General features: G+C 65.1%; 11 protein-coding genes, 1 tRNA gene and 1 pseudogene. 4 read left to right on the forward strand and 9 right to left on the reverse strand.

The annotated features are described in order from the left end of the window. Nucleotides 1-121: 121 nt before the first annotated feature. The 5 genes from WS75_RS25575 to WS75_RS25595 all read right to left on the reverse strand — a co-directional run bounded on the left by WS75_RS25575 (nucleotide 122) and on the right by WS75_RS25595 (nucleotide 4,943). Nucleotides 122-198, reverse strand: a tRNA-Val gene (locus tag WS75_RS25575). 97 nt (nucleotides 199-295) lie between these two features. Continuing rightward, nucleotides 296-2,530: a RelA/SpoT family protein gene (locus WS75_RS25580; RefSeq protein WP_059684505.1), complete on the reverse strand. Its 2,235-nt coding sequence runs from the start codon at nucleotides 2,528-2,530 to the stop codon at nucleotides 296-298. Between the two features lie 44 nt (nucleotides 2,531-2,574). After that, the gene (locus tag WS75_RS25585) at nucleotides 2,575-2,928 is read right to left on the reverse strand and encodes a RidA family protein (protein WP_059684509.1); all 354 of its coding nucleotides are present in this window, start codon (nucleotides 2,926-2,928) and stop codon (nucleotides 2,575-2,577) included. An 80-nt stretch (nucleotides 2,929-3,008) separates the two neighbouring features. Next, entirely contained in the window at nucleotides 3,009-3,905 is an 897-nt protein-coding gene (locus tag WS75_RS25590) for an alpha/beta fold hydrolase (protein WP_059684510.1), read from the reverse strand. A gap of 132 nt (nucleotides 3,906-4,037) precedes the next feature. Beyond that, nucleotides 4,038-4,943: a LysR family transcriptional regulator gene (locus WS75_RS25595; protein ID WP_059684511.1), complete on the reverse strand. Its 906-nt coding sequence runs from the start codon at nucleotides 4,941-4,943 to the stop codon at nucleotides 4,038-4,040. Between the two features lie 138 nt (nucleotides 4,944-5,081). On the opposite strand from WS75_RS25595, the gene WS75_RS25600 reads away from it, so the two are divergent. The 3 genes and pseudogenes from WS75_RS25600 (at nucleotide 5,082) to WS75_RS25605 (ending at nucleotide 6,499) form a co-directional block, all read left to right on the forward strand. Then, complete coding sequence (locus WS75_RS25600; protein ID WP_059684512.1) at nucleotides 5,082-5,642, forward strand: ester cyclase; 561 nt, start codon at nucleotides 5,082-5,084, stop codon at nucleotides 5,640-5,642. Continuing rightward, nucleotides 5,643-5,747 (forward strand): annotated as a pseudogene (locus WS75_RS34755) (polysaccharide deacetylase family protein); the annotation flags it as partial. Between the two features lie 38 nt (nucleotides 5,748-5,785). Next, nucleotides 5,786-6,499, forward strand: a complete 714-nt coding sequence (locus WS75_RS25605) for an SDR family oxidoreductase (protein WP_059684513.1) — start codon at nucleotides 5,786-5,788, stop codon at nucleotides 6,497-6,499. Between the two features lie 78 nt (nucleotides 6,500-6,577). Here WS75_RS25605 and WS75_RS25610 read toward each other — a convergent pair whose 3' ends face one another. Together WS75_RS25610 and WS75_RS25615 are read right to left on the reverse strand one after the other, a co-directional pair. After that, complete coding sequence (locus WS75_RS25610) at nucleotides 6,578-7,219, reverse strand: CoA transferase subunit B (RefSeq protein ID WP_059684514.1); 642 nt, start codon at nucleotides 7,217-7,219, stop codon at nucleotides 6,578-6,580. A gap of 1 nt (nucleotide 7,220) precedes the next feature. Next, complete coding sequence (locus tag WS75_RS25615) at nucleotides 7,221-7,925, reverse strand: CoA transferase subunit A (RefSeq protein WP_012363722.1); 705 nt, start codon at nucleotides 7,923-7,925, stop codon at nucleotides 7,221-7,223. Nucleotides 7,926-8,148: 223 nt separating this feature from the next. Here WS75_RS25615 and WS75_RS25620 point away from each other — a divergent pair, with 223 nt between their 5' ends. Beyond that, nucleotides 8,149-8,694 (forward strand): LuxR C-terminal-related transcriptional regulator, encoded by a 546-nt coding sequence (locus WS75_RS25620; RefSeq protein WP_059684516.1) that lies wholly within the window; start codon nucleotides 8,149-8,151, stop codon nucleotides 8,692-8,694. 106 nt (nucleotides 8,695-8,800) lie between these two features. Here WS75_RS25620 and WS75_RS25625 read toward each other — a convergent pair whose 3' ends face one another. Both WS75_RS25625 and WS75_RS25630 read right to left on the reverse strand, forming a co-directional pair. Next, nucleotides 8,801-9,232, reverse strand: a complete 432-nt coding sequence (locus WS75_RS25625; protein WP_059608589.1) for an acyl-CoA thioesterase — start codon at nucleotides 9,230-9,232, stop codon at nucleotides 8,801-8,803. A gap of 32 nt (nucleotides 9,233-9,264) precedes the next feature. Continuing rightward, entirely contained in the window at nucleotides 9,265-10,041 is a 777-nt protein-coding gene (locus WS75_RS25630) for an SDR family oxidoreductase (RefSeq protein ID WP_059467666.1), read from the reverse strand. Between the last annotated feature and the right edge of the window lie 278 nt (nucleotides 10,042-10,319).

The following is a 10,319-nucleotide window of genomic DNA, read 5'->3' on the forward strand; positions in this document are numbered from 1 at the left end:
CGACTAGCGTCGCTCCGAAAAGGTTTCGGTCAACGTTCGCGGTGTCATAACCGTATTCGCCTTGTTCGCGTTGAGTTATTTACTGCATCAAACACCCGAAAACCGGGCATTCTCAATTCGTTGGTAGGCTCGATTGGACTCGAACCAACGACCCCCACCATGTCAAGGTGGTGCTCTAACCAGCTGAGCTACGAGCCTAAAGAAGCCAAGATTATATGGGGCTATCGTTCACTTGGCAAGCGTTTTTATGCGGCCGCAGCAAAATGATCGCGCCCCAACCCCACTTACGGGGGCGTCACGCCTTGCGCCCCGCCCGCACCACGCCCGGCACTTCGCCGAGCAGCGTGCACGCACGCTGCACCTGCGCGGAATTCGACACCTCCACCGTGAACTGCATGAATGCCGCATTCCGGCGGCTCTGCGTCTTCACGCCCACCACGTTCATCTTCTCGCGCGCGAACACTTCGGAGATATCGCGCAGCAAGCCTTGCCGGTCGCTCGCCTCGATCATCAGGTCGACCGGATAGACGGACACGCCACGGCCGCCCAGCACGTCGGCCGACCACGTTGTCTGCAGCACGCGCTCCGGCGCCCGTTCGGCCATCCGCCGGAACGTCGGGCAGTCGCTGCGGTGAATCGACATCCCCTTGCCGCGCGTCACGAAACCGCTGATCGGGTCGGGCGGCGCCGGACGGCAGCAGCGCGCAAGCTGGGTCAGCAACGCATCGACGCCAACCACCAGCACGCCGGTCGACGCGCCGTGCGCGACACTCGCCCCGCTGCTGCGCTTCTCGAAATCGGCAGGCGCCTCGGGCGCATGCTCGGGCGGCGGCGCGTCGGACAGCGCATGCTCGACGTTGCGCAGGCTGAATTCTTCCTTGCCGACGACCGAGAACAGTTCCTCTGGCGACTTGAAGCCAAGCTTCGCGGCGAGGTTGTCGAGATTGACCGACGTCTTGCCCTCGCGCTGCAACGTCTTTTCGACGAGCGCGCGACCATGCGCGATGTTCTCTTCCTGCTCGATCGAGTTGAACCACGCACGCACTTTCTGCCGCGCACGCGGACTCTTCAGGTAGCCGAGCTGCGGGTTCAGCCAATCGCGTGACGGCCCGCCCTCCTTCACCGCGACGATCTCGACCGTCTGACCGTTCGCGAGCGGCGTGTTCAGCGGCACCATCGCACCGTCGACACGCGCACCGCGGCAACGGTGGCCGAGTTCGCTGTGCAGGTGGTATGCGAAGTCGACCGGCGTCGCGCCCTGCGGCAGCGCGATCACGCGCGCCTGGGGCGTCAGCACGTAGATGTGGTCGTCGTCGAGCGACGTCTCGCGCAACTGCGCCCACGCCTGGTCGCCCGACACTTCGGCACCATCTTCGACGTCGTCCTTCCACGCGAGCAGCTGGCGCAGCCACGCGATCTTCTCGTCGTACTTGTCGCTCGCCGAAAACTGGCCGCCGTAGCCGCGTGCTCCCGCTTCCTTGTAGCGCCAGTGCGCGGCGACGCCGTATTCGGCGAAACGGTGCATTTCCTGCGTGCGGATCTGCACTTCGAACGCACGGCCGTCGTCGCCGATCACGACCGTATGCAGCGACTTGTAGCCGTTCGGCTTCGGACGCGAGATGTAATCGTCGAATTCCTTCGGCACCGGCTGCCACAGGTGATGCACGATGCCGAGCACCGAGTAGCAATCCTTGATGTCCGGCACGATCACGCGGAACGCGCGCACGTCGTACAGCTCGGAGAAGTCGAGCTCCTTACCGCGCATCTTGCGCCAGATGCTGTAGATATGCTTCGGCCGCCCGCTCACATCGGCCGTGATGTGCGCTTCCGCCAGCTCGTGCTGCAGCCGCTCGATCGCCTGCGCGACGTACGCCTCGCGTTCGATGCGCTTTTCGTCGAGCAGCTTGGCGATGCGCTTGTAGGTGACCGGATCCTCGAAGCGGAACGCGAGGTCCTCGAGCTCCCACTTCAGTTGCCAGATACCGAGACGGTTCGCGAGCGGCGCATAGATCTCGAGCGTCTCGCGCGCGACGTCGGGAGGCGGATCGATCTTCGCCGCCGCGTAGTAACGTAGCGACTGCAACCGCGACGCCAGCCGGATCAGCACCACGCGGATGTCCTGCGCAAACGCGAGCAGCATCTTGCGCAACGCCTCGATCTGCGTGCGCCGCTCTTGCGCGGCGTCGCGCCCGGCATCGGGCATCATGTTCTGCGCGGCGCGCAGGCTGACGGTGCCGAGCCGCAGCAGCTTGCGCACGTCGGATACGAGCCGGGCGACCTCTTCGCCGAACCGTTCGGTCAGCTCCCGCTCGGGATCGTTCAGGTGCGGTGTGAGCACGAACAGCGCGGCCGCCTGCATTGCGTGCGGGTCGACGTTCAGCGTGCGCATGATCGACGCCGTGCCCGCCGAGTGATCGGCGAGCAGTTCGCCCGAAGACAGGCGCGCGTCACCGGCACGCTCGCGCACGAACGCGAGCACGTCGTCGAACGACGGCGCTGTGACGGAAGAAGCGGAAACGGACTCGGTCATCGCACGGCCAGGCGTATCGCGGTCATCGGAATACTTTGCTTCGCTCAGCTCCGTTGCGCGGCAACGACGACGATCTCGACGAGCAGCGCCGGATCCGCGAGCTTCGCCTCGACGGTCGCGCGCGGCGGCGTGTTGCCCTGCGCGACCCACGCGTCCCACTCCTCGTTCATGCCTTCGAAGTTCGCGAGATCCGAAATGTAGATCTGCACCGACAGCAGATGAGCCTTGTCGCTGTTCGCTTCGGCGAGCAGGCGGTCGATGTGGCCGAGCACTTCGCGCGTCTGGCCCTTGATGTCCTGGGTGGTGTCTTCGGCGATCTGGCCGGCCAGATACACGGTACCGTTGTGGATCGCGGTTTCGGAGAGACGCGCTCCGACGTGGTGACGAATGACTGCCATGGAATGTTCCGGTCGTGTGAGTGGGTGAGAATCGGCGACGACGCGGCCCGCGTGCCGCCGAACCGCATATTATGACGCGTTTATGCGCCGCCTTCGACGAAAAACCGGCGGGCGAGCGCAATCTGGTCGACGCCGATGAACGGCGGTGCATGACCCGCGTCCCGGATCTCGGCCTGCGTCACGTGCCGGCCGCGACGCACCATCTCCGCCACCGTGTCGCGCGACAGCAGGTCGGAACGCTCGCCGCGCACGACGAGCAGCGACGCATCGGTGGTCTCGATCGCATGCCAAAGCGCGGCCTCGCCGAGCGCGGCCAGCTCGGGCGTCGTCGCCTTGAACGGCTCGGCGATGCGCGGATCGTAGCGCATCGTCCAGCGCCCGTCGGGCAGCTTGCGCAGCAACGGCCCATTGATCTCGCGCCATTCGTCGTCGGTCAACGCACCGAACGGCAGCGACAGCGACGTCAGATAGTCGATGCCCTCCTGTTCGGTCGCGAAAGACGGCTGCACGCCGAGGTATTCGCCGATGCGCGTCAGCGAATCGGGCTCGATGCGCGGGCCGACGTCGTTGACGATCATCCGGCGCAGCGGCGAGCCGGGCAGCCCCGCGAGCGCCATGCCGATCAGCCCGCCCATCGACGTGCCGAACCAGTCGACCGACTCGACGTCGAGCCGCGCGATCAGCGTGACCATGTCGGCCACATATTGCGGGATCGCGTAAAGCCGCGGATCGGCGAGCCAGTCGGAACGCCCGCGCCCGACGACGTCGGGGCAGACGACGCGATACGTATCGGACAACGCGGCGGCAAGCCGGTCGAAGTCGCGCCCCGAACGGGTCAGCCCGTGCACGCAGACCAGCACACGCGGATTGGCGGGGTCGCCCCATTCGGTATAGGCGACGTGGTGAAGGCCGGCGGCGCTCGCACACTGCACACGTCGCTGACGGGGAACCGGAGGATTCGCTGAGGTTGATGGCATCGTTGGCATCCTGTCGAACGGGGGCGGTGCGGCGGGCAACCCTCGCGCCGCCCGATGCGAACGATTGTAAACCGCTTCGCAACGACGGGCCGTCACGCGGCCGCAGTCATCCGCTACATCGTTCGCAACCGCTCACGCACTGCGGCGCCACGTCTCGCGCAACTGGTCGCGCAGGAAATCGACGAAGGTCCGCACGCGCAGCGGCACGTGACGGCCGCCGGGGTATACGGCATGAAGCGGTGCCGCAGGCGCCGCGAACGTCGGCAGCACACGGACGAGCCGGCCGGCCTCGAGATCGGCACCGACGTCCCAGATCGACTTCAGCGCAATTCCCGCGCCCTCCAATGCCAACGTACGAGCCGCACCGCCGTCGTTCGTCAGCAGTGCGGCCGTCACTTCGACCGCCACTGCCCCCTGTGCACCGTCGAACCGCCACTCCGTACGAGGCTGGTCGCCCATCACGATGCATCGATGTGCACGAAGTTCGGCCGGATGAGCCGGCAGCCCTTGCACGGCGAGATAGCTCGACGACGCGCATAGCACGCGATGATTCGGCGCCAGTTCGCGCGCGATCATCGTCGAATCGGCAAGGCTGCCGATCCGCACGGCAACGTCGATGTCGTGCGCGAGCAGATCGACGATCGTGTCGGTCAGCATCAGTTGCACGGTCAACTCAGGATGTTGCCGTTGAAACGCCGCGACGAGCGGCGCAATCCGCAGCCGGCCGAGCTCGCCGGGCGCCGTCAGGCGCAGCACGCCGCTGACCGTGCCGCGACGATCGCTCATCAGCGTTTCGGCGCGATCGACCTCGGCCAGGATGCGCAGCACCTGCGCATGGAACTGCGCACCGTCGTCGGTCAGCGTCTGCTGCCGCGTCGTCCGGTGCAGCAGACGCACGCCGAGTTGCGACTCGAGATGCGCCAGCCGCTTGCTGACGACGGACAGCGACAAGTCAAGCTCGCGCGCCGCCGCGGACAGGCTGCCGGCCGACACGATTCTGGCGAATGTATCGAGCGCCGGGAGATCGTCGATCAGCATCGCGGCACCTGTCCAGCGTCGACATTTCCTTTTGTCGAAGAATCCATTCGCTTTTTGCCCGTATTTAATCTCGAAATGGAAACCTACCATACCTGTAGCGCGTCGCCTCACGACGCAATCCACAGGACACCCGCCACCATGTCGATTCACTTTCCTTTTTCGATTGCACGCCCGATTACCCACGTCATCGCTGCAGCGGCCTGCGTCGTTGCACTGTTGCCTGCAGCGTCCCGCGCCGCCGACCTTCTCGATCCGCACAGCCTGACCGTCGCGGCCGACGTGCCGGCTAAGCAGGCACGTGATCAAATCCTCGCCGCGCGTCGCTACGGCACGTTCTGGAATACCGGCGATGCGACCCTCGCCCGCACCGCGCTCGCGGCCGATTTCATCGACCGGACATTGCCGGCCGGCCGTGAGCAAGGTGTAGCGGGACCGCTCGCGGCGTCCAGCACGATGCGCGCAGCCAGCCCGGACTTGCATTGCGACATCGAACAGATGATCGTGGCGGGCGACCGTGTCGTCGTGCACCTGCACTTTCGCGGACATTTCACCGGCACGTTCAATGGGACGACCGGAAGCGGACAGTCGATCGACTTCATTGCGACGGACATCTACCGGATCGACCATGGCCCGATAGCGGAAAACTGGCACATCGAGGACAACCTGACGCTGATGCGTCAGCTCGGGCTCGTCGGCTGACGGAGAGCTCGATCGCATCCAGGCGTAGCCTTAATGCGCAAGGACGACGTTGCCCGCTTTGCCCTGCACAGCCCCTCGACGGTGCGCGAAGCCGAAACGATCTGACTCGATTGCGCACACCTCTTCACCTCGAAAGGACCACCATGAACGATTCATTCCACGGAAAGAAGGTACTCGTCGTCGGCGGCAGTTCCGGCATCGGTGCCGCCGCCGCGAAAGCATTCGCACAACGTGGCGCTGTCGTCACGATTGCATCGCGCGACCCGGCCAGGATCAATGCAGATGTCACGCCGGGCGCGCACCTCCGCACCGAAGCGCTCGAAATCACCGATACGGCGGCCGTCGATGCGTTCTGCGCGCGCATCGGCCAGTTCGACCACGTCGTGATTTCAGCCGCGAAGACGGCGACGGGCCCGGTCCGCGCCCTGCCACTTGCCGACGCGCAAGCCGCGATGGACAGCAAATTCTGGGGCGCATACCGCGTCGCACGCTCGATCGATATCGCGCCCGGCGGTTCGCTAACGTTCGTGTCGGGGTTCCTCAGCGTACGGCCGAGCGCATCGTCGGTACTGCAGGGCGCGATCAACGCGGCGCTCGAGGCGCTCGCCCGCGGCCTTGCACTCGAGCTGGCACCCGTGAGAGTGAATACCGTGTCACCCGGCCTGATCGCGACACCGCTGTGGGACAAGCTCGCACCCGATGCGCGCGATGCGATGTACGCGGGCGCCGCGCAGCGCCTTCCGGCACGCCGCGTGGGCCAGCCGGAGGACGTCGCGAATGCGATCGTATATCTGGCGGCAACGCCTTACGCGACCGGCTCGACGGTGCTGATCGACGGCGGCGGTGCAATCGCGTAGCGTAGGCGGCCATGAGAAAACGCCCCGCGTTCCACAGGGGAACGCGGGACGTTGAGCGTCATGCCGGAAAGCCGGCGCTTACACGACCGCGCTCACATCGAGCGGCGCGCCCGTTTTCGCCTGAATCTCGTCGGCGCTCACGCCGTCGGCGAGCTCGAGCACCTTCAGGCCATTCGGCGTCACTTCGATCACGCCGAGATCGGTGATGATCAGGTCGACCACGCCAACCCCCGTCAGCGGCAGGTTGCATTCGTCGAGGATCTTGTGCTGATCGCCCTTCGCGACGTGCTCCATCAGCACGACGACGCGCTTCACACCCGCGACGAGGTCCATCGCGCCGCCCATCCCCTTGATCATCTTGCCCGGGATCATCCAGTTCGCGAGGTCGCCCGTCTTGCTGACCTGCATCGCGCCGAGGATCGCGAGGTTGATGTGGCCGCCGCGGATCATCGCGAACGAATCGGCCGACGAGAAGATCGACGAACCCGGCAGCGTCGTGACGGTCTGCTTGCCGGCGTTGATCAGGTCGGCGTCGACTTCGTCCTCGGTCGGCGACGGGCCGATGCCGAGCAGGCCGTTTTCCGACTGCAGCCACACCTCGACGCCCGCCGGTACGTGGTTCGCGACGAGCGTCGGCAGCCCGATGCCGAGGTTCACATAGAAGCCGTCCTGCAGTTCCTTCGCCGCGCGCGCGGCCATCTGGTCACGATTCCAGGCCATGTCAGTCTCCTTTCGCGCGTACGACGCGTTGTTCGATGCGTTTTTCGGGCGTCGCGTTCAGCACGATGCGCTGCACGAAGATCCCCGGCGTATGGACCTGGTCCGGATCGAGCGTGCCGTTCTCGACGATCTCCTCGACTTCCGCCACGGTGATCTTGCCCGCCATCGCGCACATCGGGTTGAAGTTGCGCGCGGTGCGACGATAGATCAGGTTGCCGGACTTGTCGGCCTTCCACGCCTTCACAAGCGCGACGTCGGCCGTCAGCGACGGCTCGAGCACGTAGTGGCGATCGCCGAACTGGCGTGTTTCCTTGCCTTCCGCGATCACGGTGCCGTAGCCGGTGTTCGTGAAAAATGCCGGGATGCCGGCGCCGCCCGCGCGCAGCTTCTCGGCGAGCGTGCCCTGCGGCGTGAATTCGAGCTCGAGTTCGCCGGCCAGGTACTGCCGCTCGAACTCCTTGTTCTCGCCGACGTACGACGAGATCATCTTCTTGATCTGGCGCGTTTCCAGCAGCAGGCCGAGACCGAAGCCGTCGACACCCGCGTTGTTGCTGATGCAGGTGATGCCCTTGACGGCGGAATCGCGCAGCGCCGCGATCAACGCCTCCGGAATCCCGCACAGGCCGAAGCCGCCCACCGCGAAGGTCTGTCCGTCGCGGACGATCCCTTCCAGCGCGGCCGCCGCGCTTGGATAGACTTTGTTCATCTGTATGTCCCTTCCTCTATGGAAACCAGCAAAACCGGTTCACGCGCCCACTGGGCCGCAAGCCCGCCGCATCATTCTATGCATGCACGGCGATACCTGCGTCGAAGCGCGCTGTTTTTATATCGCGACAAGGCGCCGCGAGATGCCTGAAAGGGTACGATGCGGCGCGGATGCGGCACAATACGCAAAAATACATAAGCGTTTGCCTCCGCTTGCCTGCGCCATGCCCGCTCTCGATTACCAGACTGCCTTTCACCTCGCGCCGCTCGGCCTCGTGATGTCGCGCGACCGCGTGATCGAGGACTGCAACGCCGCGCTCGCGTCGATCTTCCGCTGTGCGCGGGCCGATCTGATCGGGAAGTCGTACGAGGTGCTCTATCCGTCGCCGGACGAATTCCAGCGCATCGGCGAGCGCATCTCGCGCGTGATGATCGCGAACGGCACCTACGCCGATGACAGAATCATGAAACGAGCCGACGGCGAGCTGTTCTGGTGCCACGTGACGGGGCGCGCACTCGACCGCACCGCACCGCTCGCGGCCGGCATCTGGACGTTCGAGGACCTGAGCGCGACGCGCCGCGTCGCTGTCGAGCTGACGCCGCGCGAGCGCGAGATCGCCGCGCAGCTCGCGACCGGCAAGACCAGCAAGCAGATCGGGCGCGTGCTCGACATCAGTTCGCGCACGGTCGACATCTATCGGGCGCGGTTGATGCGCAAGTACGGCACGAACAATACGCCGGAACTGCTGCAGCGCTTGCTCGGCCAGTAAAACGCCCCCTGGAATGACAATCGGCCGCGTGAAGCGGCCGATTCGGGAATTCAACGGGAAATGGCGACACACCGGCGCCCGAGCGCCGGCTTCGGTGCCGCCGCGCTCAGCCGACCTTCGCCGCGAGCGCGCGCTCGATCGTATCGCGCAGCAGTTGCGGCAGCGGCACCGACTTGCCGAGCGCGTAGTCGACCCACACGCAGCGCGCGTTGCCGCGCGCGTAGACATGTTCCGGATCGTCCGCGCGCGTCAGCTCGAAACCGGTGTCGAAGCTGCTGCGGCCGGGCTTCGCGGCCGACATCCTCGCGATCACGTCACCCGGATAGTGCAGTTGCTTCAGGAACTCCATCGACGCCGTGACGATCACGGGCCCCTGCCCCTCGCCGTTGCCGCCCGCGATGCCGAGTTCCTCGAACCACGAGATCCGGGCCTGCTCCATGTAGCGAAAATAGACCGTGTTGTTCACGTGGCCGAATGCATCCATGTCGCCCCAGCGGATCGGCATCGACATTTCAAATACGGGGGAATATTCGCTCATTGCAGTCTTCTTCGTTGCTGAATGTCATCCACTCAGGCGAGGCCGAAGCCATCGTCGGCGGAGATAATCGAGCCGTTGATGAACTGCGACTCGTCGGCCGCGAGCAGCAACAACAGCCCGTCGAGATCCTGCGGCTTGCCGACGCGCCGGCGCGGCAGCATCGACTGCAGCTTCTGGCCCTGCTCGGTTTCCCACAGGTAATGATTGATTTCGGTATCGATGTAACCCGGACAGATCGCGTTGACATTGATTCCGTGGCGGCCCCATTCGAGCGCCATCGCGCGCGTCATCTGCACGACCGCCGACTTGCTCATCGCATACAGCCCGATCTGCGGAAACACGCGCAGCCCGGCCACCGAAGCAATGTTGATGATCCGGTAAGGCGGCTTGCCGTTGCCGTTCGCGCGCATGATCATCCGCTTCGCGACTTCCTGCGCGACGAAAAACGCGCCGCGCGTGTTGGTGTCGAACACGAACTCGAAATCGGCTGGCGTCACGTCGACGAGCTTCTGCATCGTCGAGACGCCCGAATTGTTCACGAGGATGTCGATCGTGCCGGCTTCCGTTTCCGCGTGCGCGATGGCCGCCTTGATGCTCTGCACGTCGGTGACGTCGAGCGACACGACGTGCGCGGCACCGCCCGCCGCCTCGATTTCCGCGCGCAACTCCTTCAGGCGCTCGACGCGGCGGCTCGCGAGCACGACCTTCGCGCCGGCCTGCGACAGCACCTGTGCAAAGCGCTGCCCGAGGCCGCTCGATGCGCCCGTGACCAGTGCGACCTTGCCTTCCAGATTGATCGATCGACCCATTGCACATCCCCTTTCGATGTCGTTTCGCCGCCGCGGGCGCCCTGTCCCACGCAGCATAACCCTAGCACGAAAAATAGAACGATCGTGCTAATCTACGCACATGCTGTTGCGGCAAGCATTTCGTTTCGCAGACAATACGCTCCCGAATAAAAGCATTCTAACGGTTAGAGGAACGCCAATGACCCCCGCAAGCCTCATCGAGCAATACGGCCCGCGCGAATCGATGGAATACGACGTCGTGATCGTCGGCGGCGGCCCCGCCGGGCTGTCGGCGGCGT

It is taken from the genome of Burkholderia sp. FL-7-2-10-S1-D7, assembly GCF_001524185.1.
Classification (GTDB): Bacteria; Pseudomonadota; Gammaproteobacteria; order Burkholderiales; family Burkholderiaceae; genus Burkholderia; species Burkholderia diffusa.

What these genes read in the sequence shown, in the direction of transcription:
- WS75_RS25580 (WP_059684505.1), bottom strand. Translation starts at nt 2,530, where the DNA reads ATGACCGAGTCCGTTTCCGCTTCTTCCGTCACAGCGCCGTCGTTCGAC.
- WS75_RS25585 (WP_059684509.1), bottom strand. Translation starts at nt 2,928, where the DNA reads ATGGCAGTCATTCGTCACCACGTCGGAGCGCGTCTCTCCGAAACCGCG.
- WS75_RS25590 (WP_059684510.1), bottom strand. Translation starts at nt 3,905, where the DNA reads ATGCCATCAACCTCAGCGAATCCTCCGGTTCCCCGTCAGCGACGTGTG.
- WS75_RS25595 (WP_059684511.1), bottom strand. Translation starts at nt 4,943, where the DNA reads ATGCTGATCGACGATCTCCCGGCGCTCGATACATTCGCCAGAATCGTG.
- WS75_RS25600 (WP_059684512.1), top strand. Translation starts at nt 5,082, where the DNA reads ATGTCGATTCACTTTCCTTTTTCGATTGCACGCCCGATTACCCACGTC.
- WS75_RS25605 (WP_059684513.1), top strand. Translation starts at nt 5,786, where the DNA reads ATGAACGATTCATTCCACGGAAAGAAGGTACTCGTCGTCGGCGGCAGT.
- WS75_RS25610 (WP_059684514.1), bottom strand. Translation starts at nt 7,219, where the DNA reads ATGGCCTGGAATCGTGACCAGATGGCCGCGCGCGCGGCGAAGGAACTG.
- WS75_RS25615 (WP_012363722.1), bottom strand. Translation starts at nt 7,925, where the DNA reads ATGAACAAAGTCTATCCAAGCGCGGCGGCCGCGCTGGAAGGGATCGTC.
- WS75_RS25620 (WP_059684516.1), top strand. Translation starts at nt 8,149, where the DNA reads ATGCCCGCTCTCGATTACCAGACTGCCTTTCACCTCGCGCCGCTCGGC.
- WS75_RS25625 (WP_059608589.1), bottom strand. Translation starts at nt 9,232, where the DNA reads ATGAGCGAATATTCCCCCGTATTTGAAATGTCGATGCCGATCCGCTGG.
- WS75_RS25630 (WP_059467666.1), bottom strand. Translation starts at nt 10,041, where the DNA reads ATGGGTCGATCGATCAATCTGGAAGGCAAGGTCGCACTGGTCACGGGC.